This window comes from Paucibacter sp. DJ2R-2 (assembly GCF_025717675.1).
Classification (GTDB): domain Bacteria; phylum Pseudomonadota; class Gammaproteobacteria; order Burkholderiales; family Burkholderiaceae_C; genus Paucibacter_A.
The window spans coordinates 177,227-201,290 of record NZ_JAJIRT010000001.1; the positions used below are offsets into that span (position 1 = coordinate 177,227).

Genomic DNA, 24,064 nt, shown 5'->3' on the forward strand with positions numbered 1-24,064 from the left:
CGAACGGGAGAAGATCCATATGACCACGCCATCGCCAGCCGCAGCAGATGCTTCGGCGCCAGTACCTGAGTCACCCCCTGCTCAGGCGGGCGGAGCCCCCCTACCGCCCCCGTTGAATCTTGCAACTACGTCGCAAAAGATTTGGCTGTGCGCCATTCTCACTTTGCTGTCCTTCGTGGTTCTGTGGTGTACCTATCGCGCTATCCGGCAGACCAACGAAGCGGCCTCGACAGAGCATGGGGTGAGCTGGACGATGCCATCTGGCGTGAGCTTACGTGCGGGGCCAGCAAACCTCCGCTACGACCCGGAGCAAAAGCTGCTTCTGCATCGCGGCCCCTTGGACGCAGCGGAGCAACTGCGCCTCCGCGACCTGCTGGAGATCGATGCACCGGCACACGCAGCCGCCATCCCGCCTGCTCCTGCGGCGCCGGCCGCGTCGGGCCGCACTGCCCGCGCGGGTGTGGCGCCAGCTTCGGGCACCGCCCACGCTGTGCAGGCCGGAGCAGCCTCTTCCGCGAGCGCACCTACGTCCGCAGCCATAAGTAGCGACGTGACCAAGTCCTACCATGCCGCCATCAACTCACTTGCGTACAAGGCGCAAGAGTCGCAGGCTGAGCAGATGCAACTGCTGATTTGGCTCGGCATGCTGGGCGGGATGTTGGGCGCGATGCTGCGTTCCTTTGTCGACTTCGTGGGCAATGCCTGCTACAAGCGCGAGCTCGACTTGGTGCAATGGTGGCCGTTGTATGCAACGCGCCCGGTGGTCGGCGCGATCTTGGGGCTGCTGCTTGTGGTGATGTTTAAAGCCAAGCTGATTTCCGGCGCCGACACACAGATCGTCAACGACTCGTACTGGTGGCTTGGCATGACGGCGTTGGGCGGGTTCAGCACCATTGACGTGACGGCCAGACTGCGCCAAGCCGCAAAAGCCCTCTTTGGCGGCAACAACTAAGGAGCTCGGCCCAGCCCTGGCGGGCGGCGGTCCACCAAGCTGACTCGCAGGGAGAACCGCCCGCCAAGCCCCGAGCAAGCAGGGCCTGGCGCACTCACTGCACCGTCATTTAGGTCAACTGCGCCTTGCGACGGCCCAGCTCAAAGGTCCATAGGTGGCTGACACTGAAATTGCGCGCATTGGCGATGGCCACCACACCGCCGTTCGCAGCCAGGGTCAAGCCTTCGATGCTGGGGTTGTCGCGGTCAGCTCCACGCAAGAACTGCTCAAGCAGCTGCGAAATGGCCCGCAGCCTGCAGCAGAAGGCGGCCTCGGTGGAGCAGCGCTCCGGCACGGTCACGCAAAGCGCCAAGACTGCTCGCCAAACCAATATCCTGGCCCTTTACGCCGCGGGGAAAGCCGAAAGAGCGGGCGAGGACGGGCGCCGCTGTGCCGCCGTGACCGCCGAGGTTCGCAATCTGGGCCAGGCTTCGCAGGCGCAGAACCGGGACATCGTGCACTTCAAGTCGGCCGCGGCCGAGTTGGACAAAAAGCACGCAGCGGAACGCCGCCCTGGTCGAGCCATCAGCCGCTGCGGCCGAGAGCCAGAGCCAGACTCAGACCTGGGCGAGGTTCAGCAGGCCATTGCCGAACTGATCCGGCGAATGACCACAGACCAAGAGCTGAGATTCTTGGTGGGAGAAATTGCCCAGGTACTTGCCCTGCTTCGCGATGGCCTGGCCGACCTGGCCCTTGATCTCGAAGGAGGTGCTGCTGAGGCTGAGCTCATGAGCCAGCAGATCCAGGGTCAGGGCGCTAGCGACGTTGGCGTCGGCCACCAGGCTGCGGTACAGGCCATCCAGCGCGCCGCCATTCTTGACCAGCGTGTCAATGCGCTCGGCAACTTCATCGCCCAGGCGCACACCGCGCAGGCGGTTGTTGCGCAAGCGCAAGCGGCCGTTGCCCGGTACCAGGCTGACCCGCCCGGGCTTCAGAGCCTCGCTCAGCCTCTTCAGCAAATCCCTCGGTAGCTGGGGCTGGCTGGCATGGCCGTACAGAGCCAGTTGGCCGTGGAAAAGGTTGTCGGCGAGCAGGGCGTCCGCGCGCGCATCGGCCAGGGTCAGGGCCGAACCGCCCTGGCTCAACAGCACGCCGACACGCCAGCGCTCCAGCGTGGCGAGCAACTGCCGAGCCGGCGCCTCGTCTTGCATGTCGATGCCGAACTGCTGCAGCGCCTCTCGCTCCTCAGGCCCCAGTTCCAGGGCGCCGGTGTCGGCCTTGCGCAGGTAGTTGCTGATCTGGGCGCCCAGGCTCTTACGCTGGGCGGCAGTGAACTGGGCAAAAGCCTCGGCCACACGCCCATCGAGCGGCTCAAACACCCGCCCTTCCTTGACCTCGAAGCTGGACTGCAGGGGTTTGAAGTCGGGCAGCAGCTCAAACACCTGCTTCAGATGCGCGGGCAGGTCCTCGCCCGTGTAGCCCTTGATGCGGCAGGCGCTGATCTCCAGCGCGCTGGCCCCGGCGATTTGCAGCAGGCTCAGCCCCTTGGGCGTGAAGCCGCTCAGGCCCAGGCGGCTCAAGCGCACCTGGGTGCAGCCTTCGATGCGCAGCGAAGCCCAGCTCTCGCTCCAGATTACTTCGAACTGATCCAACTCCACGGATTCGAAATCAAAGAGATTGAATTCCTGCTCCTGCACATGAATGCGGCTGGCCAGGCCGGCGCCATGCACATGCAGGCGCGTACCGCTGGGCGCTTGCACATCGAGGCCGTCTTTGAGGTGGTGCTCACCGGGCAGCAGGCAGAGCACGATGTCGCGCTGCTTCTCATTGATGAGCCGCACGATGGCCTCGTCGAGCGTGGCGAAATCACCGCCCTCGCCCACCGTCCTGCTGCAGCCGCCGCCATGGCCGCGCTTGCACAAGGCATCGAGCGCCTCCTGCACCGTGTGGATCTGGGCCGCCTTGGCCTCGGCGCAGTTGCTGGGGTCGTAGGCCACCTGGGCGGCAGTGAGCAGGCTGGCGTTGAAATGGATGCGATTGAACTTGCCCGCTGCCGGTGCGCCGGCCTCCAGCAGCTCGGCGCTGCAGGTCTGCGACAGCACCGTGGGCGAGAGCGACCAGCTCAGGCTGGCCAAACCGTCCGCCCCTGTATCCACCTCGGCCACCAGGCCTGCGCCGGGCAGCTGACCGTGGCTGGCGGTGAAACGCACCCGCGCCCCGGCCACCGGAAACTGGCCGTTGAACACCGCCACCTCCAGCGGCTGCGGCAAGGGCACGGGCGCCGGCGCGATCGGGTTGGGCGCGATCTGCTGGCCATCACCGCCCACGTAGACGAGGTTGCGCAGCTCGCTCAAGCTGGGGAAGAGCTGGCGGCAATCATGCAGGCGCGTCCATTGATTGCCCTGGTAGCGCAGCACGGCCAGACGCGCAAAGGCGCGCAGCACGCCCAGCGGCGCGAGGAAGCGGGGCTTGTCGGCGCTGTCCAGCGGCCACTCGATGTCGGCCGTGGCCGTGCGGGCCGGGATTTGCCAAAAGTCGCCGACGCGGTAGCGGCCGGGCGCGAACTTGAGCTCCACCCCGTCTTCCAGCTCGACCCAACCGGTGTTGGTGTTGGGCGCTGCGGGGTTGATCTGGCCCCAGCCTTCCCAACGCCGCACGCGCGGGTTGACGCTGAACAAGCCCTTGTCCAGCGGCCCGGTCTTGCTGCTGAGGTCGACCGTCACCACCGTGCCCGCGGTCTTGAGCACCTGCACCAAGGTGCCGGGTTGGCCGGTCTGCTCGTGCAGCTCGCTGTAGAACTCGATCCAGCTGCCGGCCTGGATGGACAGGCTGGCGTCGCGCCCCAGGCTGGCCACCTCGAACTCATTGGCCGTGGGCTCACCCAGCCAATGCGTCACGCGGGTGGCAATGCTGCCGTTGTCGCGCGACCATTTGAAACGCGGCTTGCCCGAGATGCTGCCGTCGTCGTGGATCTCGACGCGGTAGAGCTGGTTCTCCAGGCGCCGGTAGCCGGCCTCGGGGGTCAGCAGGCAGGGGTCTTTGGGCGGCACCGTGGGTTCGGCGCGCGCGGCCATGCGGCCATCGGGCGCCTGGCTGAAGCTGGCCCAGGGCTCGACGCTCAGGCAGCTCAGCGGCGTGCTGGCATCGCCGGCGCGCAAGAGCTTGATCTGCCAAACCAGCTGGTCGCGCGTGCTGGTATCGGGTAGGCCCAGGGCCACCTCGCGGATGTGCGGTGCCTCCAGAGGCGTGATGTGGCGCAGCCAGGCCTCGATATAGCCGATGTAGACGCCCTCGCTCGGCGCGGCCGCAGCACCGGTCGCGTTGTAGACACGGATCTGGCTCAGCGGCATGGCCTGGGCCGGCGGCAGAGCCAGCAAGCTCTGGCCAGCCGGCTGTGCGGGCAACACCGGAGAAATGGCGCCCGCCAGGCCCGGCTGGGTGATCAGGGTCTGGCCGGTTGCGGCCTCGCAGAGCAGGCCCTGCACATAGCAGCGGCCGGCGCTGATGCTGATGTTCTCGCCCGCGCCGGTGAGCAAAAAGCCGGCGGCATCCAGCGGCACGGCCGCGCCTGCGCCGAGACTGTCCACGGTCTCGGTTTCGATGCGGCGGTTGAGGATGTCCTGCTGCTCATTCCACTCGGCATCCAGCTGCACCCGCCCCTGCTGCATGCGCACCGCGCGGTAGTGCTGGTCGGGCCGGTCGGTCGATCGGGTCAGGTCGGCTTTCATGGTGGTGTCCCGTGATGGTTCGCTTCAGATCAATTGACAAAAATCAGCCCGGCTTCGAGGCCGAAACGCAGGTATTCATCGAGGGCCTGGCGCAGATTGGCCTCGCGCTGCGGCTCTTGCAGCAGGTTCCAGACGCCCATCTCGCCGCCGTCCTCGGCACCGCGGCGGATCTCGGGCGCGCAGCTCAGGCGCAGCTGGGCATAGGCGGCATGGCCGTGGCACAGCGAGCTGAAGCTGGGCGTGATGCGCAGCAGCTCGCCCTTCTTTTGCGCCGGCGACAAGCCCTGCAGCGCCAGCTCGGGCTGGCAGCGGTAGCGCCGCGGTGTGAGGGCATCAATGGGCAGATAGCAAAAGCGCACACAGCCCTGCTGGCGCCGCTCGATCTCGACCGGGCCGTTGAACAGGCTGTTACCCGCCTCCAGCTGGCCGGCGCTGCAGGCGCCCAGCACGGTGCTGCGATCGATCTCGAGCGCGGTGTCGGGCAGGGCCAGGGCTTGCGGGTCGATTGGCGCCGGCTGCGCGGCCACATCGGCATCGATGATGGAGGCACTCAGACTCACGCCGCCGAGAGCCTTGGCCGCTTGAATCGGGCCGCAGACGCTGTGGCTCAGGCGGATCTGCAGCTCAGGCCCGTTGCCGCTGTGGCGGATGCCGCCGCGGCTGGGCCGCAGGCTGCAGTGGCGCACATCGAGCGCGCGCAGGGCGCCCTGCAGCTGCAGCGCGCCATCGATCCACAGGCCCGAGAAGCCAAAGCGCGTGCTGCTGTTGCCACGCAACGTCCAGCTGCCCAGCAGCACTGGGCGGCGCTGGTTCACCGCCTCGATCAGCAACTCGCTGTCGGGCAGGTTGAGGTTGGGGCTGAGCTGCTCAGTGGCATCGCTGTCGATGCGGATCAGGGTGCGCTGGCCGGCCTGCACCTGGGCCAGGGCAGCGGCCAGGCTCGGTTGATCCAGGGGCACACGGATCAGGCGCGCACCCTCAGCCGAGAACAGGCCTTGCGTGGCCTCGTCCTCGGCCCGGGCCGGGCGGCGGTCGTAGGGGCCACCGCCGATGTCGCCCGGGAATCCGTAGGCATAGGCCACCTCGACCCGGCCCACCGCCTGACCGGCTGGCAAGGCGATGCGCCCCAGCACCGGGTCAAAGCCCACGCAGCCGGCCGGCGGGCGGCGCCACTGCGGCGGCGCCAGGCCCGGCACCGTGCCCAGATGGCAGACGCGTAAGGCCGTCTCGGCCACCTCCACCCCATCGAGCCAGATGCGCAGTACCGGCCCACCGGACTCCTGCGAAAAATAACGCCGCTGCGGCTCACGGCCCTGGGGCAGGTCGGCCTGGATGGCGCTCAGCTCCTCGTGCAGGGCACGGCGCGACAGCGGCTCCGGCACATGGATGGGCTGGGCCAGATCGCTGATCTGCGCCTCGGTGCGCGGGCGGTTGAAGAGCCAGGATTCGCCGGCCGGCGCCGCTTCGCCGACATCGCGGCCCAGCGGGTCGAAGCTGAAAAAACCCGCCACGCTGCCCACCGCCGCCGCCGTGCCCCGCTGCACGGCATAGGCCTGCAGGCGCCAGATGTGCAGGCCGATGTGCGGGATGTTGTAGCGCCCGGCCGGCAGGGCCCGCACCTCGGCCGTGTGGGCGCTGGTGTCGAAGGCGCCGTCCACACGCTCCAGGGCCAGGGCCTGGCGCAGATCGGGCGTGCGAACACTGAAGGCCCGCACATGGTTGAGATGCTGGGTCCAGCCCAGCTGCTGGAAATACTCGACCGCATGGGCGCGCCATCCGGTGGTGTCCTGGGCCAGTTGCTCCAGCACCGGCAGCGTGCCCTTGCGCCGCCGTAGGGCCAGGGTGTTGGCCACATGGGCGCGCTGACCAAAAGCCTGAGTGCCCGTGACCGAATACAGTCCGCGCACACCGAGCAAGTCACCGATGTAGGAGATCAGCCAGTCCTCACAGGTCTCGATGAACCAGTTGTCGTAGAGCTGGGAGATGTCCTCATCGAGCAGCTGCCCCTGGCTGGCCAGCACCTCCAGCAAGGCACGCAGCGGGCCGCCCAGCTCGGCATCGCGGGTTTGATAAAAGGCCGGCAGCCGGCTGAACAGAAAGTCGACATCCAGGGTCTTGCTGGGGCTTGTCATGAGCTCAACTCCGTCAGGCGCACATCGGCCAGATCGATCAGCAGCAGCTGGGCCGGCAGGATCTGCGCGCCCTGCCAGCGGGCGCCGCGTGCGCGCAGCCGGCCATCGGGCCCGGCCACCGAGCTGCCGGGCTGGGCACGCAGACGGTCCAGGTCCACCCGCTCGACGCCGGGCACGCGCTGCATCACGCTCAGGACCTCGCTGCCGGCCAGCGACTGGCCATAGCCACGCTGCTGAAAGCCAAAGGCCTCGGCCAGGGCCTGGCGCAGGGCCGGGAACACCGTCTCGGCCGCATAGGCCGGCTGCAGACGTACCCCTGCGCTGAGGCCAAAACGCAGCAGCTCGCCGGTGGCCACGCGCAGCGCCTGGTGGGCCGGCCGCACCTGGTCGATGGCGGCCAGCAGATGGGCGTAGAGCGCTGAGCTGGGGGCAATGTCGGCGCCGTCCAGGCCGACCACGGTCAGGTGCACCAGACGCTGCTCGCCGTCCCAGAGCCAGACCGCCTGGGCCTTGCCAATGCCGGCGAAGGCCGCGGCGAAATCTTCGAAATCACGCAGGGAGACGATGCGGTCGAGGGCCAGCACGGTCAGCGGCGCATTGCGGCGCGCATCCTCCAGGCGCTCGGGGTCGGCGCCGCCCGCGGCCGCCACCGGGTTGCTGACCTCCTTCACACCCAGCGGCCGCTCCAGCAGCAGGCTGATCTGCCCGGCTGGCAGATTGCCCTCGTTGCCGATGCCCACCCGGTAGCGCGCCTGCACATTCATGCTGCCGCTGGGCAGGCGCCGGCCATGCTGGCCATCGCCGAAGATCACGCTGACCGTGCCGTCATCGGCGCGGCGCAGCAGGTAGCGGCTGTCCTGCGGGCCCATCTCGCTGATGCGGGCGGCCTCCTGCCAGCGCACGCCGTCCACGCGCAGCTCCAGCGTCGATTCGGTGCCCGAGGGTGTGGCGGCGGAGATGTAGGTCAGCGGCTTTTGCTGCAAGTTGAAGCGCTGGAAAGCGGCGTTGCCGCGGCCGCTGCCCAGCACCTCGGCCTGCACCTTCATCTGCCGGCTGTCGCCATGGCTGGCGGCCACCACATTGGCATTGATGCGCAGGGTCAAAGGCAGGTAGTCATGCACCAGATCGCTGGCCAGCAACAGGCGGCTGCGGCCCTCGATCAGGTCCTGGCGCTGCAACTGCACCACCTCACTGACCCGCTCCAGATGGCCGAGCAGGCGATCGCCATTGCTGAAGCTGAAGACGGCGCTGCGCTCGTCGCGCGACAGTTCGACCGCGGCCAGGTGCTCGCCTGCGCCAAGGCGACGGCGCAGCACGCGATTCTCGTCGCGCTCAGCCAGCACATGGCCGCTGAACGCCAGCCAGCGCCCGGGCTCCAGCTCGGGCTCGGCCCCGGCCAGGCTCAGCTCATGGCCGCTGATGAAGCCCGAGCGCGGCCGCTGCGCCCAGGCCAGCTCCACCGATTCGCCCCAGACGCTGGTCTTGCGAAGCACGGCATCGAATTTTTCCGGCAGATTATGGCCACTGAGTCGCAGGCGCGTGCTCTTGCCGGCCAGGCCAAACTTGGCGATGGCATCTTCGCGCGCATCCGTCACCTCGTAGACCTCGTCGTGATCGGGCTGTGAGAGCACCACCCAGCTTCCCTTGGTGAAGCGTGGATAGCTGGCGTCCAAATTGATATCGCCCGCCGTGCCAGAGACACCGGCAATCGTGAAGTCTGGCCATTGGCGCGTCGTTGTGATGTTGACGCTGGTGTCCAACTCGTTGTCCTTGCCCAAAAAGGCCGCCCGCAAGCTGCGCGGCATGGCCCGCCAATCGGCCGCCGCATGGCCGAACAAGGCCGCCTTGCTGCGCAAGGCATAACAGCGAGGCTGCACGCGCGCGGGGTGGACCGTGGGCGAGTGGTTGCCCAGCGGCCGGTCCAGGGTGACCACGGTGTAACCGCCCTGCGGATCGACACCGGGGCTTTCGGGCGCCACCAGCTGCACACGGGCGACGCGGCGGAAGTCCCAGTTCTCGTTGTCGGGCTGCAGGCGGCGCTCCTCACCGATGATGAGCAGGGCATCGCCCGGCGCCAGGCGCGTGGACTGGCCGGCCAGGTACAAGGTGGTGCCGCCCCAGTGCGGCGGCACGGCCTCCATGCTCAGCACCGGCATGGCGTTCCAGGCCGCGCGGGCCTGCAGCGGCGCCAGGGTCTCGAAGACCTGGGGCTTCTCGTCCTGGGCCGGAATGCTCTGGGTCTTGCTGCCGGCGTCGATACGCGCCTGCAGCGGCGCGCCGGGCGAGGTCTCTAGATTGAAGGCCAGATAGGTGGAGGCCGCCACGCCGGGGCGCAGCTCGTAGCCGATGGCACGGGCCAGCTCCAGCACCGAGCGGCGCTCGGTGGCGGTGCGCAGAAAACCTTCGTTGAGCAGGCGCTCCTGGTAGAAGCTCAGCACATCGAGCACGCCGGCCCAGGCGTCCAGCAGGGCCAGGGCCGGGTCGCTGCGCTCGCGCGTGCTCAGGGCTTGCAGGGCCGGCGCCTGGGACAGCAGGGCCAGCTGGCTTTCCATGAAACGCGCCTGGCTGCCGACCCGGGCCGAGAGGCTGCGCTGGCCCGGCGGGTTGATGGCATCCACCGGCGTCAGCACCGACACGCCGGCGCAGCAGCCGCATTGCGCATCTGCGCCTGCGGGATTGGAAGTCGACGATGGGGGGCTCACAAACCACCTCGCATGCTCAGCCGCAGCCGGCCGTTCTCAGGGAAATTGGGGTCGTTGTCCAGGCGCAGCACTTCCAGGCTGGCCGCGAGGATCACGCCCGCGGCCCGCTCGCCCTGGGCCGTGCGGCCCCAGCGCTGGAAGCGCAGCACCTCGACCGAAGCCACCCCCACCAGGGACTGCGCCGCCTCGACCAGGGCCGAGAGCGCCAGGCTGCCGCCGAAGCTGAAGTGATCGGGGTGGAAAAAGGCCGGCTGGCCCTGGGCATCCAGGCCATTGGACAGGCGCGCCAGCAGGCTTTGCTCCACCGCCGCAGCCATGAAGCCGGGCCGCACACAGACCGCCAGCTCAATGTCCAGCGGCACATAGGCCGGCTCCTGCAGTTCCATGTCGTAGCCGGCCAGGCGGTAGCGGTCGAGATGGGCCAGCATCTCGGCGCGGAAGGCGGCATCGAGAGGCAATCCGCCGCGCCGGTCAATGCTGACGAAGACGGTGTACCAGCTGCCGGTCCAGCGCAGGCGGGCGGCGGCGCGCTGCACCTGCGGGTGGCGCTCGGCCATGCGGGCGTAATCGTCTTCGGTGACGGCGCGCTCCTGGCTGCGGAAGGACTCGGGCGCGAACAGGCGCACGGTGTCGGCGCTCTCGGGATCGCAGCCGCCCTGGGCTGAGAGGGGATTGCGCACGCGCAGCACAAAGGGCCGGATCAGGGGCTCGTCGCAGACCAGGCGGACGATGCTGTCGGGCCCGACATTGCCGGCCGCGCCGCCGCCCTGGCGGTAACTGGCCAGCAGGCGCGCGCCGGGCTCGGGCCGGCGGCCGAACTGGTTGTCGCCGAAGCGCAGGCTGGCGCGACCATCGGCCTCGGTTTCCAGCACGAACTCCTGCGCAAAGCGGTCGCTGGCCAGCAGATCGCGGCGTGGCGTCCAGCGGCTGGCACCGAGCAGAATCTGGTCGCCGAACTGGGCCGGGTCGTCCAGCTCCAGGTGCATATCGGCGGGCACAGCCAGACGGGGATCCTGGCGCAGAGCGCGTGCGGCCGACCAAGCCTGGGCCTGGTCGTGGCTGTAGGGCTCGGCGAAGGCGATGCCGGGCTCCTGCAGCCGAGGCCGATAGGGGCGCGCCGAACGACCCGGGCGATCAACCGGGGCTTCGGGCGGCAGCAGGCTTTCAGCACGCCGGCTCAGGCCCTGATCGGCCAGCAGCACATTGCCGCGCATCACCGAGATGGCGCGCCGCACCAGGCTGCCGCCTTCCTCGAACTCGGCGCTGACGCACAAGGGAAACGGCAGGGCATCGTCCTCATGCCAGCGCAGCAGCAGCAGATCGGTGCCGGTCAGTTCGTCGCGGGCGGGCTCCACGGCCAGCAGGCGCAGGGCGTGGCGGTGGCTGCGTTCGCGGTCGGCCTCGCGGCCGGTGCTGGCACTTCGGATCTCCTCGGCGATCAGCACCTGACCCGGCAGCAAGGCCAGCACCGGGCTGTTGACCACGGCCGCGCTGGTGGCGCCGCGCGGCAGGCAGTACCGCAGCTCACCCCAATCGTGCAGGGCGATGCGGTTGTGGGCCGAATGCAGGCTCAGGGCATGCAGGGTTTCGAACACCAGGCTGCCGTCCTCGGGCAGCCGGGCCAGTTCCTCGCTGCGCAGCACCGGAGCATCCGGGTCGCCGCCACGGGTCAGCAGCATGCTGCGCGCGGGCAGGCTGCGGCCATCGGCCTGGGGCGAGACCTCCACGCAGACAAAAGCGCGGCTGTTGCAGCCCTCGTGTACGGCGTAGTCCAGCAAACGTGCATGGCGGCGCAGCGAGACACGCCGGCGCGCCGTGCCCAGATAGGCCTCAGTGGCCACCGCGTCCTGACGGTAGCTGAGCAAATCGCCGACATGGGCCAGCATCTCGACCAGGGTGCTGGAAAAATCGGCCGGGTGGGCGTCCTGCCCGCCGGGGATCAGCTGGCCCATGCGGTCCAGCATCAGGCGGCGGAAGCTGGCGTAGTCCTTGGCCAGGTAATCGAGCAAGGGTTCGGGAAGGCTTGCTGGCGGGCAATGGTGCTGGGTCTCGCAATCGAAATCCGAAGGGCATTGCGCCTTGAAACTGAAGCGAATACTGGCCAGCACGGGGTCGATGCCGGCGGGCGAGAACTCGGGCGCGGCCGGGTCGATCAGCTGCAGCTCGTACCAGGAGAAATCCCCGGCCTGGTCCACCGTCAGGGTCAGCACCTTGCCGCTGGCCTGGGCCGTCAGCACATGTACGCCTTGGATGCGAACGCCGCCGACGATGCGGCAATGCGCGGCGCTCAGACCGCTGACCGGGAACACGAAGAAGAGCTTGAGCGTGCGCTGGTCCTTGGTGACGACTTCCAGGTAATCGATGCCGTTGAGAGCCGGCGGCAGGGACTGCTCACGCAGCAGCTGCAGCCGGCGCGGGTTCTCGCTGCGGGCCTGTCGGCGTTGGCTGCTGCCCGTCATGGCATGGCCCTCGAGAAGTTGGCCAGCTGGCGCTCGCGGTCACGGCGCACGATGTACTGCACGCTGACCTTCAGGCGCTCATCGACATGCTCAATCTGCACGCCCTCGACCTCGATCAGCTCGCCCAGCCACTGCTGCAGCGAGCCTTGCACCGTGGACTGCAGGGCGGCGGCCAGGGCATCGCTGTTGGGCGCGAACACCAGCTGCAGCAGGCCGCAGCCAAAATCGGGCCGGTTGACGCGCTCGCCCGGCTGGGTGAAGAGCACCTGCTCGATCATCTGGCGGATACGGGCATCGGCCTCGCGCTCGGCGCTGCGGCCTCGGCTGTCGATGCGGTAGGGGAACTCGAGGGCCATCGCTGCCAATCCTCACTCAGAGTGCCGACGCGCGCAGCTGCGTCATGGCGATGATCAAGGGCGTGCCCGTGGGCGCGCAGACAGAGCTGCTGGACTGCAGCACCAGCGGCTGGCCGCCGGCCAGCACCCGCGTGCTGCCGGTGAGCCACTGGCCGGTGACGCAAGGGCCGTTTCCGGCAGTCGGTGGCGGCATGGAGCAGCCGGCCACCAGATAGGGCGCGGCGATGGTGACCACCGGTTGGCCCGAGACCAGCACGCGCGGAAAGGGCACGCTGGGATTGGCCTGGCCGCCGTGCGAGCACAGCACGGTGGCGCCGACATGAACGATGAAGCCTGGCATGGTAGGTGGGTTCCTGCTGCGCTCAGATCACCGTCAAGGCGCCGGCGTTGATATTGACGCTGGGGCCGTTGAGCATGATGGTGGCGCCCTGGCCGTTGCTGATGGTGATGCCGATCTCGTTGATCGAGATCAGGGCGCCCGCGGTGGTCTTGAGCAGGATGCCGCCGGCCGGGCCGGGCAGGTCGGAAATCATCAAGGCGTTCTGGTTGCCGGTCTGCAGCACGATGCTGGGCGAGACCGGCAGGCCGGCCAGGGCCAAGGCCGGCACATCGGCCGCACTGCCCCAGAAGCCTCCGACCCAGATCGGGTGGTCCGGGTCGCCCTGCTCGAACTCCACCCAGACGCCGGCGCCGATCTGCGGCAGGCAGAACAGCCCGGCCTGCTTGCCGGTGAAGGGCACGCAGGCCATGGCCCAGCTGGACAAGCCCAGGCCCATGACATCGGGCACCTGCACCTGCAAGCGGCCCATCTGCATGGGGTCGATGTTGTTGAGCACCACACCGCGGTACTTGCCGTAGTACTTGCCTTCGCTGCTCATGGGGGCACCATCGGGAGGGTTGAGATGAGTCCGTTGCGGCTCAAGGTGAAGTTCTGCTTGAACTCGCCAGGCTTGAAGTTGCTGGTGACCGACTTGACGTAGTACATGCCGTCGAAGGCCACGCCGGCGCCGCGCACGCCGACCAGCTCGCGCGCGCGCAGCACCGTGCCATAGCGCAGCACATCGACGGAGCCCGTGGCCTGCACCACATCGGCCGAGCCGGCCGCCGCCGCCATGCCCTTGGACAGCGCGGCCATGGGCGAGAGCTTGGCCGTGTCGCTCATCAGATTGATGGACTTGGGCAGGGACTGCAGCAGGCCCAGGGGCGGGTTGAGCAGGCTGACATCGGGAATCGGCAGCGGGATCGGGAACTTGGTCAGCGAGTTCTGGATGAAGACCACCGGCATGGCCTTCTTGGCATGGTCGATGCTGAAGCTCAGCGACTCGACATTGCTGTGCGCATCCATGCCCAGATTGAGCGCCGGCTGGGGCAGGCCGATCTTGATCTCCGGGCCCCAATAGGCGATGTTCATGCCGGGCGCCGGGCCGGGCACGATGTAGAAGACATGGCCGGCATCCTTGGCCAGTTTTTCAAGATAGGCCAGGTCGGTGCCCTGGTGGGTGGGGATCTTCTCCACCGGCACCGGCACATCGTTGAAGACCTGGGGGATGACCAGGGGCACCATGCCGAACATGGCGTACTTGGCCACGATCAGGGCCACGCGGGCCTCGGCCGGCATGGCGGGGTAAGGCAGGCCGTTGAACTGCTGCTGGTCCATGGCCACCGACAGGTCTTCACCGGTGATGGTCAGGGTGCTGACGCCGGGCTCGTTGGAGCCGCTGATCTCCTGCTTGGTGATCAGCCCGTCCATCAGCACGCGCGGCAGGCTGTTGATGGTCAGCACGATCAGCACCCGCAGCCAGGGCACCTGGCCACCGGCCAGCACCAGCAAGGTGTGCAGGGGGGAACGGCTTTCGATGGCAAAGCTGATCTGGAAGCCGCTTCGCGAACCGGCCGCCGAAGTCACCTGGAAGCTCTGCAAAGCCTCCATCACCGGCTGCGGCACGGGCACCGGCACCGCCGGCCCGACCAGCAGGGTGACATGCATGCCTTTAAGCACCGCCCGCCCCTCCCCAGCCACCCGAGCCGCCACCCATGCCCTCGGGCAGGGTCAGGCGGATGCGGCGGCCGATCTCTTCCAGATCGCGCGCATCGAGATCGCCGTTGGCATCGGGCAAACGCCAGAACTGCTCGGGGTCGCCCAGCACGGCGGCGGCCATGCGGTCGATGTGATCGCCCTCCACCACCCGGTACTCCTGAAAGCTGACAAAGCGCGCCGGGTCGGGCACAAAGCGGCGCCGCAGATAGACCACGGTGCGGCCGTCGGCCTCGGTCCACTCGGCGGTTTCGATACCGTGGTAGCGGCTGTTGGGCGGGTAGCGTTGGTCGGTGCTCATGGTGTGCTTCTCGGTGGGGGCGCTGGTCTCAGAACAAGGCGTTCAGGCCCAGGCTGGCCAGCGAGGCGCTGGAGGCCTTGCGGGCCAGGCGCTCGCGACCCTGGTGGTAGACCATGTAGAGGTGGCCGGCTTTGCTGCCAAAACCCAGGTCGTTGATGTTGAGCACCCGCATGCCCAGCGAGACGCGCGCACGGATGGGGTTGAGCTGGGCGTCGAAGGCCTCCTCGACGATGGAGAAATCGGTGATGCGCACCGGCACGACCCGCTCCTTGCTCCACACAAACAGCGGCAGCGGCGCCTCCACCGGCGCGATCTCCAGCGTGCCCACGCTGGCCAGGGCGTTGTTGCGAATCAGGGTGCCGCTGTCGGGGTAGACCATCACCTCCAGCGCGGCCAGCTGGGCATGCAGGCCCACCTCGACCACGGCGGCATGCTGGTCGGGCGCGGCCAGCTGGTCGGTAGCGTCGATGTCGGCGTCGAGCTTGAGGGTCTCGATCGGCGGGCCTTTGAGCCGCAGCGGCTGGCTCAGCGTCGTGCTGCTGCCGGCGCCCTGGGGCGTCAGCGAACGGGTCAGCAGATCGGGGTTGTACTGCAGGGCGATCACGCGCTGCACCGCACCGCTGGAGGGGTCGATCAAGATGATGCCGCCCTTGAGCAGCTTGGGCGAGCGGGTCAGGCCGGTCACTTTTCCTTCTCCTCGCTGCTGGCGGCGCCGAACAAATTGCCCAGCATCTTTTGCGTGTCAAGCTTGAACTCGGCGGGCTCGGGTTGGATGTCCGAGAGCTTGGGCATGCGAAAGCCCTCGACGCTGTCGTAATGCAGGGGCATGCGCACACCCAGGCTCAGGCCGGTGTCGAACTTGGTCTCCTTGAGCGTCCAGACCTTTTCGGTGCTGACCTTGAAGACCGAGACGCCGGCCTCGGCAAACACCTTGGCCTTGAGCGCAGCGCCGAGCTCGATGCTGCCGCCGATGTAGGCGCTGGCATCGACGCTGAAACGGTCCTTGGCGTAGGTGATCTCGCCGCCCAGCTCGGCCTTGCCTTTCAGACCCGCTCGCGCCTCCACGCTGAGCCCGCCACCGACCTTGCCGATGAAGGCATCGAGCACCACATTGGCGCCCACCGTGCCGGTGATGCCGCCACCGGCCGGGATGCTGGCTTTGGCCTTCATGCTGAAAGAGAAGTCCGGGTCGGGCTCGAAGGGGCTGAACTTGACCGTGGCCTTGATGCCGGTGAGCACGCCCGGACCGACGTAGTAGTAATAGCCAAGGCCGCCGTAGAGCTCGACCTTGAGGCCGATGGGGCCGATGGACGCGCCGGGAATGGGGATGCTGCCCGAGGCGCTGAACAGGCTTTTGGGCGTCTCGTCCTTGGGGAAGCGCGGGAACAGGGTGATGTCGGGGAAGCTCAGCTCGCCGTCAAAGGTGATCTTCTGCTTCTCGTCGATGATGATGGCGGCCGAGGCCACCATGTCCTTCTTGATCTCGTAGCTGAGCTTGCCGCTGCCGGTGAGGGTCTGGTTGGGGTGGAGCTTGACGTCGATGGAACCCTTGGCCCGGCCCTTGTCGATCTTGATATTGCCATCGCCGTAGACCTTTTCCTTGCCGCCCTGGTTTTCGTAGGTGGCATTGACGTTGCCGTCCAGCCCGGCGAAGGCGATCCCAGTGCTGCCGGTGGCGCGGAACAGATCGCCATCGACCGAGAGCTTGGCGTCGATGGGCTTCAGGTACTTGCTCTTGGTCTCGATGCGGCCGCGGCCCGAGTAGCTGAAGCGGTTGTTGGCGTACTTGACCTCGAGCGCGGCCGGGTTCTTGCCCGGCAGCTCCAGATCGACCCGGCCGTTGGCATCGAGCTTGCCGTTTTTCAGGCTGACATCGACCGCACCGCCGGTGACAAAAGGCAGCTTGAGCTTGCTGGCCTCGACCTTGGCGCCGCCGCTCCACTGCCCGGCTTGGTAAAGCAACTCGCCCTTGGCCTCGTCGACGCCAGGGATGTAGACGAAGAGATCGCCTTTGAGCACCAGACCCTGGTCGTTGGCACTGGCCGTCAGCCTCACATCGGCCACCTTCTTGGCCCCGCCAAACTCGAACCCCAGCGTGCCCACCGGCTTGAAGGCCGGCGCCAGTTCCATCATCACGCTGGCCTCGGTGACCTTCATGCCCGGGAACGGCGGCTTGATGGTCTTGGGATCAAGCGCCTTGCCCATGCGGAAGCCTTGGGGGTCCAGCACCACATCGAGCGTGGGCAGCAGGGGCAGCGAGGGCTTGATGGTGCCTGCGGCCGTCACGCCCGAAGCGTCCATGCTCAGGGTGGTGAAGGTGATGGGGCTGAGCTTGGCGAACTCGGCCTTGATGGGCGCTGGCAGCTTGCCTGAATGGGGTTTGACCACACCGTCCGGGCCGATGGCCAGGGTCACGACCGTGCTCTTGGTCCCCGCCTTGGCACCAATGGCAGCATCGTCCAAGGTGGCCTTGAGCTTGTCATGGCCCTTGCCCTTGGGGTCGCGCTCGTAGCTGATGAGGGTCATGCCCTTGACGCTGCTGGCGATGGCGGCATTGACGCCGGTCAGTGGGATGGACTTGCTCTTGTCCGCCGGCAGCTTGAGTGTGAAGGGCTTGCCCAGCACGCTCACTTCGACATCGACCGAGGGCTTGTCGGTGGCGGCCGTGACGGCCGGATCGACAAAGCGTTGCGAAAGCTGGCAGCAGATGCCGCAGGTCGGCGAGCCCTGCATCAGCACGCCGCCAAAGGTCAGCGACACCCGCTTGGGCCGCTTGCCCCCGAGCGCGTCCTTGGCATCGGCAAAAGCCTGTTCGGCCAGCTGGCGCAGTTGCTGCTGGATCAGGCCGCCGCTGGAGGCGTTGTCCACCTTGTCGATGACCTGCAAATTGCTGCCGGCGTTCGTGCCACCGACCTGCAGCTCCTGCATATGGTCAAGCTCGCAGGTCGGGCCGATGGGCGGCTTGGGGAATTGCTTTTCGCCGCCGACCTCGGCCCAGCGCGCATGGGCTTTCTTGTCAAGCTTGTGGCCCACGGTCTCCAGCCAGGAGCGCTGCAGTTTCTCCGTCGGATCGCGGGCCTCGTTCTTGCCGGCCTTGTTCTGGGTCGGCACCGGAGCGCCCGACCAGTCGAACGCCGCATGAAGTGCGCTGGAGTTCTTCTTGCAATAGTCCAGGGCCTTCTGGCCTTTTTGCGGCGGCAAGACCAGGGTGTCCACCTTGTAGGTCGCCTCGGTCTTGTCCACCGTGCCGGTGGCCTGCTCGGGCACCGCCGTCCCCGTCAGTGTGAACTTGCGGTTGTAGGTCGTGGTTTCGTAGCCGGCCTGAAAGCTGGGCGGCTTGGCCTTGCCCGCGTCCTCATCCTTGCCGTCCTCGGGCTTGGCGGAGGGTGTTCCATTGCCCTTGCGCGACAGGCGCGGCCCTGTGCGGCTCAGGTTCTGGCTCAGGCTCGCCCCCTCCACTGGCCCGCCGCGTACCACCCGGTCGGCCGTCTGGTCGGCTTCCATTTCCAGGCGGCGGTAGTCGGGCCCATGGTCGGCCAGATTGCTGATGCCGCTGCGCTGCAGGCCCTGCTGCTGCACCGTGTGGGCCAACTCATGGGCCAGCAGATGGCGGCCCGGCTCGCTGTGCGGCTGGTAGGCGCCGTCGCCGAAGACGATGTGCTGGCCGACGGTGTAGGCCTGGGCATCGACATCGCGGGCCGAAGCGGCCGCCGCGCTGTCGTCGTGCACACGCACGGCCGAGAAGTCGCTGCCGGGGCCGAAGCGCGATTCCATGAAGCCGCGTGTGTCGGCATCCAGCGGCCGGCCGGTGCGGGCCAGGGTGTCGTTGACCGAGCCGGGCCAGGCGGCCTCATCATGGCTGCTGACCGGTGCTGTCGATTTGGGCGTGCTGCTGTAGCGCTGCAGCAAGGCCTTGGCCGCGCAGCTTTCGCATTCACCGCCGGCGCCGGCGCCGCTGCCGCAGGCGCAGCGCCGTTGCAAGAGCGGGCGGACCGCCGTCTCTTTGCCGCGCCCGTTTTTGTCACCCCGCGCCGGGAGCGTGCCGCGCTCGCCTGCGGGGCTGGCTGCGAGCATGGCGCTGCTGCTACTGCTCATCGCGGCAGCCCCTGGATCAGGGCTCGCGCCAGTCGCTGGCCGGTGCGCTCAGGCGACTCAGCGGCCGAGCGGCGGAAGCGCGGAATGCGCAGCAGATCGGCCTGCAAGCTCTGTTGTGTGGCCAGCTGCGAGGCCTGCTGGGCCAGCAGGCGGCCCAGCTCCTGCTCGAAGGCACCGGCCAGGCGCGCGCCCTCACGCGCGGTGTAGCCCGGCAAGGCGAGGCTGCCGATGTGCAGCTGCACCCGAGGCGCCGGGGCAGCGCTGCTCCGCGGCACAGCCTGAACCGGGGTGGCCGCTGCGGCGGGCTTGTTCACAGCCAATCTCCCACATCGGCGGCGGGCAAGGGCCGCTCCAGCTTGGCGAACTCGGCCGCGGCGGCCTCGCGCAAATGGCGCATGGTGATGACCGAGTCCTCATCGGCCGCCAGAAACGCGGCATTGAGCGCCAGATTGCGGATGTGGCCGCCCGAGAGCGAGAGCCGCATCAGCTTGCCGATGTCGATGGCCCCGAGCGGCGCGGCGGCCGGGAAAGCGCGCTCCCAGATTGCTGCACGGGCCGCCTCGTCCGGGAAGGGGAACTGGACGATGAAGCGGATGCGGCGCTGGAACGCCGGGTCAATGGCCTGCTTGAGATTGGTGGTCAGGATGGCCAGTCCGCGGTAGCTCTCGACCCGCTGCAGCAGATAGCTGACCTCGATATTGGCGTAACGGTCGTGGCTGTCCTTGACCTCGCTGCGCTTGCCGAACAAAGCGTCGGCCTCGTCGAACAAGAGGATGGCGCCGCTGGCTTCGGCGGCGGCAAAGACGCGGGCGAGGTTCTTCTCGGTCTCGCCGATGTACTTGCTGACCAGGCTGGCCAGGTCGATGCGGTAGAGATCGAGCTGCAGCTCGCGCGCCAGCACCTCGGCGGCCAGGGTCTTGCCCGTGCCGCTGCCGCCGCTGAACAGGGCGCTCAGGCCCAGGCCGCGGCTGCTGCGCTCGGCAAAGCCCCAGCTCTGATAGACCCGGTGGCGCTGGCGCAGCTGCGCGGCCATGCTGCGCAGGCTGTGCAGGGCCGGCTCGGGCAGCACCAGATCGGCCCATTGCGCGCGCGCCTCGATGCGCTGGGCCAGGCCGTCCAAGCCTCCCGCTCCAGCGCCCTGCCCCGCGCGTGCCAAGGGCCGCAACAGCTCGCTCGCGGCCTCGCGTGCCGCCTCACGCGCTGCCTGCCACAGACGCCCGGCCCGCGCATGCTCGTCCTCGCCCGCGTGATCGTCCAGCGAAGCGCGCCACTGCCGCGCCAGCAGCTGCACCTGGGTCTGAGACAGCTGAAACTGTTCGGCCAGGGCCGGCAGCTGCTTCTGCACAGCGGGGCTCAAGTCTGCGCCCAGGCTGTCCTGCCACAGCGCCAGGCGGCGCGATGTGCTGAGCTCGCTGCTCGGCAACAGGCGCTGGGCCCGGCGCAAGGGCAGGCGTGCAGCCTCGCTGCGGGCGCAGAGCAAGACCAAGCTGGGCAGGCCGTCGAGCCAGGCGGCCAGCTGCTGGGCTGGAGCGCGGGCAGCATCGGCGCCCTCCTCCCAGGCATCCAGATCCACCCAGAGCAGGCCGCGGTGCAAGAGCGCCTCGCGCGCCCAGAGCCGGGTCACGGCCTCGCGCTCGGCGGGCGGCGGCAGCTCTTGCAGGCGGTAGAGGCTCAGGCCCATGCGCTGCGCCAAATTCTGGGCCAGCACCTCGGCATCACGGCCGCAGTAGCGGGCGATCGGGGTGTGCAGCAGCGAGGGAGCCTCCTCCCAGGCGGAGGCCAGCGCCGCCAGACCTGCGTCGTCCTGCGCTCCCAGATCGGCCACCGGCCGCAGGCCCTGCCGCTGCAGCCAAGGCACCAGTCGCGGGTCCGGGTAGCGGACGCCGGCCAGGGCATGCAGCACGGTCTCGTCCACCGCCCAACGCGCGTCGAGCGGCCCCAAGCCACCGACCAGCTCGATCAGCTGCCAGCGGCGCAGCGGGGCAACCGGGGTCAGTGCCTCCCAGCGCGATTCGGCCAGCAAAGCCAGGGCCAGGCGGCTGTTCATCCAGGGCTGGCCGGCCCCGCCCTCCGCTCCAAGCCCCTGGGCCTGCGCCAGCAGCGGGCCGATGCGGGCATCGAGCTGCGGCGCCACGGCCAGCAGCAAAGCATCGCGCTCAAACGGACTCAGGCCCAGGCTTTGTGCCAGCTGGCCCAGGGCCGGCGGCACCTGCTCGCCCGACAGCAAGGGCATGGGCTGGCCCGGCGCTTGCTGCAGATGTTGTTCGATGCGCGCCAGGGCCTGGCTCAGCACACGGGCATTGCGCGCCTGCTCGCGGTGGCTGCTGCTGCCGGTTTGCGAACTCATTGGAGCCCCGGCGGCATTCACAGCAACAACTCCGGGCCGGCGAAGCGGCCATCGGCCGCCACCGTCAGCGAGCTGACGCCGGCATCGACCTGAAGCCGCGCGAGATAGCGGCCAGGCAGCACATGCTGGAAAAGAATGCGGAGTAGGCCAATGCTGGTGGCCGGCGCGACGACTCCATTGCCCTCGGGCGCATCGAAGCTGTAGGCGCGGGCCGGCCGGTCGGCAGGTGGGTTTTTCTCGTTGAGCAGAAGGCGCACCCGCTGGCGCGCGCCGACCGGTGGCGTCACCGTGGCGCTGATGCGGCCCTTGGCATAGGCCTGCCCGTCAATCACGTCCTGGCCAGCGCCTGGTTCCAGCGCAAACGCCGCTTGCGGATGCAGCACCAGGGCGCCGAGATTGGACTCCACCACCCCATGCGGCTGCGGTGGCGAACCCATCAGATGGGCATGGCAGACCTGCACACTGCACAGGCCGACACGCAACTCCAGTGCGGGGCTGAGCTGCAGGCGAATCTCTTCGTCGCTGACCGAGAGCAGGCTGGCCGGCGGCAGCGACACACCGTTGAGCTTGAGCGTCAGCTGCGGCGACTTGAGCAGTGCGCCGCTGATGCGCACGATGCTGCTGGGCAGGATGGGCGAGCCCGCCGGCCCTTCGGCTTCCACCCGATCGATGCGGGGGCTGCGCAAGGTCAGCACATGAACCTGGCGGCTGCTCACCGGCAGCGGTGTGCGCACACTGCGCGGCGTCTGCGTCAACAGCACGCTGACCGAATAGGCCGCACTCGGCCGCGCCGGCAGCTGGATCGCCCCCCAGAGCCGCGAGACCTCGTCCATGCCCAAATTCATGGCCGTGATGCGCAGCTGCTCCAACTGATCGGCCAAGCCGGCGAACTCCAGCTGCTTGGGAAGATTGGGTTTGTTGGCTTCGGGCTTGAGCGCGCGGCGGATGGCCTCGCGCCCCAGGGCCGGCGTGTCGTGCAGGATCTGCATGGCCGCACCGAGCAGGATCTCGGCCTGGAAATCCTGCAGGCCATAGGCCACCAGCAGGTAGTGCAAATCCAGGGCCAGGGCCGGGTTGGCGCTGCGCTCGCCGCGCGCATCGCGGCTGGGCAGATCGAGATTGGCCCAGCCGGTGTTGCGGGTCTGGTTGTAGAGCACGATGTTCAGCGAAGGCAGGTCCGCCTGAGCCTGCGCCCGCTCGGGCGGCAAGCAGGTCACGGCCGGGCTGGCGCCCAGCACATCATCCAGCTTCAAGGCCACAAAGCCCTCGCTGACCAGCTGCTGCAAAACCGCCGAGGTGGCGGCCAGACCCAGGGCTGAAGTCATGTACGCCGCCGTTCTGCCAGGTAAGACTCCAGCGACTGCGGCGCGCGCGGCTGCGTCTGGTTCGGCTGTTGAATGGCCGCAGGCGCTGGTGCGCCCGCGGGCAGGACCTCAATGCGGCCGATATGGATCTCGATCTGCGGCGCCGGGGCTTGGGCGTGCAAGGCTTGCGCCGCAGCTGCGGGCTCGCGACGCTCGACGGGCGGCGGCAGCGCTGCGCCATGCGGGACGCTCATCGCATCCAGCGGCTGGAGATTCAAGGATTCCACAGACGGCCGGGCAAGCCCGCGCCGAGCCGACTGGTCTTCTTTCGCCGCAGGCTCAGACCGATCCAGCTCGGCCATATCCGGCAAGCGCGATGGCAACGCCGTTTGAGGCCAGCGAACAGGCGATTCGGCCTGTGGCGCGGCAAGCTCCAACGCGGCGTCGCGGCCATGCAATCCTTCGAGCGCGGGCCGACGGCCTGCCATGGGCTCGGCGGCCTCGGCCGGGCGAGTCTCCTGCGGCCAGGACAGCGCGGCCTCGGCGTTCAGGCGCTTCTGCGCCAGGGCTGCGAAGGCCGGCGCAGACGCAGCGCGCAGCGCCCTGTCCAGCTCGCCCGGCGCTTCAGCGTGGACGGCCGACGTCGATACGCCCAAGGATGCCTGCGTCACAGGGCCTAGCGGGCGGGGCGCAGCTTCGCCGCTCCCGCGCTGCGGGACCTGGCCGCGCCCCACGGTTCCCAGGCCATCGTCCGCGCCGGACTCAGCCAGTGCCGCTGGCTCTGCCCCCGAACGCACAGGCCCGGTCGCTCCCACATCCTCAAAACGCGAGGCTAGACGCGGCTGCAGGCTGGGCGCCTGCACGGCCTTGCGCGCCAGCGCGGCGAAGAAGTCCGGCGCCACGCCACTCATGCCAGCACCCGCTCAAGATAGCGCGCCCGGCGGCTGGGGCTGAGGGCCAGCACCTGGGCCTCGCTCCAGCCATAGGCCCGCGCCAGCAGATGCACCTGATCGAGGCAGCGCTCGGACCAACTCGCCAGGGCGCCGAGCAGATAGCTCGCAATGTCGAAGCCCTCGCTCCAGTCATGCTGGCAAGCGGGGCATTGCAGGGCCAACTCGGTGTGGGCCTGCGGGTCGGCAGCGCTCAGGGCTGCGCTCAGGGTCTGCAAGGCGCTGTCACTCAGGGCGACAAGCGCATCGTCGCCGGCGCGGGCCTCGGCTCGCGAATCCACCGCTTGCAGGCAGCGCGACATCAGCAGCGCGCGCGCCTGGCCCTCCTCCGCCAGCTGGGCCGCGGCCCACAGATCTCGACTGTCGGGCAGGCGGCAGCGCAAGGTCCGTCCGTCGAGTTCCAGCGTCAGCTCCTCGGCGCTGGTTTGCGGCTGAATCGGCATCATCAAATCGGGCACCTGCAAGGCCAGCTCCAGGCGCTCGCCGCAGCGCGGGCATTCGGCCAGCAGCTCCAGCTGCGGGCCAAACAAGGCCTGCTGCAGCTCCAGCAGCTGGCGGTCGCGTTGGCCCAGGGGCAGGCTCGCGGCCCAACCGGGCTCGGCCTGCCAGACCCCGTCCAGCAGCGCGCAGGCGCGCAGCGGCGGCGGCAGGCTGCGGCTGCTGTCGAGCAGGTCCAGCCAGTCGGCGGAGCTCAAGGTGCTCATGGTTCAAAGGCCGGTCGGGA

At 68.6% G+C, this 24,064-nt stretch carries 18 protein-coding genes and 1 pseudogene; 2 read left to right on the forward strand and 17 right to left on the reverse strand.

The annotated features are described in order from the left end of the window. The first annotated feature begins 112 nt into the window (after nucleotides 1-112). Nucleotides 113-952 carry a hypothetical protein gene (locus LNV28_RS00775; protein ID WP_263516950.1) on the forward strand — a complete coding sequence of 280 codons (840 nt, stop codon included), beginning with the start codon at nucleotides 113-115 and terminating at the stop codon, nucleotides 950-952. Between the two features lie 109 nt (nucleotides 953-1,061). On the opposite strand, the gene LNV28_RS00780 is transcribed toward LNV28_RS00775, so the two are convergent. Beyond that, nucleotides 1,062-1,211 (reverse strand): hypothetical protein, encoded by a 150-nt coding sequence (locus LNV28_RS00780; protein ID WP_263568763.1) that lies wholly within the window; start codon nucleotides 1,209-1,211, stop codon nucleotides 1,062-1,064. A 22-nt stretch (nucleotides 1,212-1,233) separates the two neighbouring features. Here LNV28_RS00780 and LNV28_RS25130 point away from each other — a divergent pair. Continuing rightward, nucleotides 1,234-1,437 (forward strand): annotated as a pseudogene (locus tag LNV28_RS25130) (methyl-accepting chemotaxis protein); the annotation flags it as partial. 111 nt (nucleotides 1,438-1,548) lie between these two features. On the opposite strand, the gene LNV28_RS25040 reads toward LNV28_RS25130, so the two are convergent. The 16 genes from LNV28_RS25040 to LNV28_RS00865 all read right to left on the reverse strand — a co-directional run bounded on the left by LNV28_RS25040 (nucleotide 1,549) and on the right by LNV28_RS00865 (nucleotide 24,044). Beyond that, a complete protein-coding gene (locus LNV28_RS25040) occupies nucleotides 1,549-4,659 on the reverse strand; it encodes a DUF6519 domain-containing protein (protein WP_263516948.1) in 3,111 nt (1,036 codons plus the stop codon). 29 nt (nucleotides 4,660-4,688) lie between these two features. After that, the gene (locus tag LNV28_RS00795; RefSeq protein WP_263516947.1) at nucleotides 4,689-6,791 is read right to left on the reverse strand and encodes a hypothetical protein; all 2,103 of its coding nucleotides are present in this window, start codon (nucleotides 6,789-6,791) and stop codon (nucleotides 4,689-4,691) included. After that, entirely contained in the window at nucleotides 6,788-9,427 is a 2,640-nt protein-coding gene (locus LNV28_RS00800; protein WP_263568689.1) for a putative baseplate assembly protein, read from the reverse strand. The genes LNV28_RS00795 and LNV28_RS00800 overlap by 4 nt, the downstream gene beginning before the upstream one ends. A 62-nt stretch (nucleotides 9,428-9,489) precedes the next feature. Next, complete coding sequence (locus LNV28_RS00805; RefSeq protein WP_263516945.1) at nucleotides 9,490-11,952, reverse strand: putative baseplate assembly protein; 2,463 nt, start codon at nucleotides 11,950-11,952, stop codon at nucleotides 9,490-9,492. Beyond that, on the reverse strand, nucleotides 11,949-12,308 hold the full coding sequence (locus LNV28_RS00810) for a GPW/gp25 family protein (protein ID WP_263516944.1): 360 nt from the start codon (nucleotides 12,306-12,308) through the stop codon (nucleotides 11,949-11,951). The genes LNV28_RS00805 and LNV28_RS00810 overlap by 4 nt, the downstream gene beginning before the upstream one ends. Nucleotides 12,309-12,324: 16 nt before the next feature. After that, the gene (locus tag LNV28_RS00815; protein ID WP_102767924.1) at nucleotides 12,325-12,648 is read right to left on the reverse strand and encodes a PAAR-like protein; all 324 of its coding nucleotides are present in this window, start codon (nucleotides 12,646-12,648) and stop codon (nucleotides 12,325-12,327) included. A 22-nt stretch (nucleotides 12,649-12,670) separates the two neighbouring features. Further along, nucleotides 12,671-13,186: a phage baseplate assembly protein V gene (locus tag LNV28_RS00820; RefSeq protein ID WP_263516943.1), complete on the reverse strand. Its 516-nt coding sequence runs from the start codon at nucleotides 13,184-13,186 to the stop codon at nucleotides 12,671-12,673. Then, a complete protein-coding gene (locus LNV28_RS00825) occupies nucleotides 13,183-14,295 on the reverse strand; it encodes a hypothetical protein (RefSeq protein ID WP_263516942.1) in 1,113 nt (370 codons plus the stop codon). Before LNV28_RS00825 ends, LNV28_RS00820 begins: the two co-directional genes overlap by 4 nt. A gap of 4 nt (nucleotides 14,296-14,299) precedes the next feature. Then, complete coding sequence (locus LNV28_RS00830) at nucleotides 14,300-14,644, reverse strand: LysM domain-containing protein (RefSeq protein WP_263516941.1); 345 nt, start codon at nucleotides 14,642-14,644, stop codon at nucleotides 14,300-14,302. Nucleotides 14,645-14,672: 28 nt separating this feature from the next. Beyond that, a complete protein-coding gene (locus tag LNV28_RS00835) occupies nucleotides 14,673-15,329 on the reverse strand; it encodes a hypothetical protein (RefSeq protein ID WP_263516940.1) in 657 nt (218 codons plus the stop codon). Beyond that, nucleotides 15,326-18,739 carry an eCIS core domain-containing protein gene (locus tag LNV28_RS00840; protein WP_263516939.1) on the reverse strand — a complete coding sequence of 1,138 codons (3,414 nt, stop codon included), beginning with the start codon at nucleotides 18,737-18,739 and terminating at the stop codon, nucleotides 15,326-15,328. The genes LNV28_RS00835 and LNV28_RS00840 overlap by 4 nt, the downstream gene beginning before the upstream one ends. Further along, entirely contained in the window at nucleotides 18,736-19,053 is a 318-nt protein-coding gene (locus tag LNV28_RS00845; RefSeq protein WP_263516938.1) for a hypothetical protein, read from the reverse strand. The genes LNV28_RS00840 and LNV28_RS00845 overlap by 4 nt, the downstream gene beginning before the upstream one ends. Beyond that, a complete protein-coding gene (locus LNV28_RS00850) occupies nucleotides 19,050-21,086 on the reverse strand; it encodes an ATP-binding protein (protein ID WP_263516937.1) in 2,037 nt (678 codons plus the stop codon). The genes LNV28_RS00845 and LNV28_RS00850 overlap by 4 nt, the downstream gene beginning before the upstream one ends. A gap of 17 nt (nucleotides 21,087-21,103) precedes the next feature. Continuing rightward, nucleotides 21,104-22,411 carry a Pvc16 family protein gene (locus tag LNV28_RS00855; RefSeq protein WP_263516936.1) on the reverse strand — a complete coding sequence of 436 codons (1,308 nt, stop codon included), beginning with the start codon at nucleotides 22,409-22,411 and terminating at the stop codon, nucleotides 21,104-21,106. Then, the gene (locus LNV28_RS00860; protein ID WP_263516935.1) at nucleotides 22,408-23,301 is read right to left on the reverse strand and encodes a hypothetical protein; all 894 of its coding nucleotides are present in this window, start codon (nucleotides 23,299-23,301) and stop codon (nucleotides 22,408-22,410) included. Before LNV28_RS00860 ends, LNV28_RS00855 begins: the two co-directional genes overlap by 4 nt. Continuing rightward, complete coding sequence (locus LNV28_RS00865; RefSeq protein ID WP_263516934.1) at nucleotides 23,298-24,044, reverse strand: T4 family baseplate hub assembly chaperone; 747 nt, start codon at nucleotides 24,042-24,044, stop codon at nucleotides 23,298-23,300. Before LNV28_RS00865 ends, LNV28_RS00860 begins: the two co-directional genes overlap by 4 nt. Nucleotides 24,045-24,064: the final 20 nt, after the last annotated feature.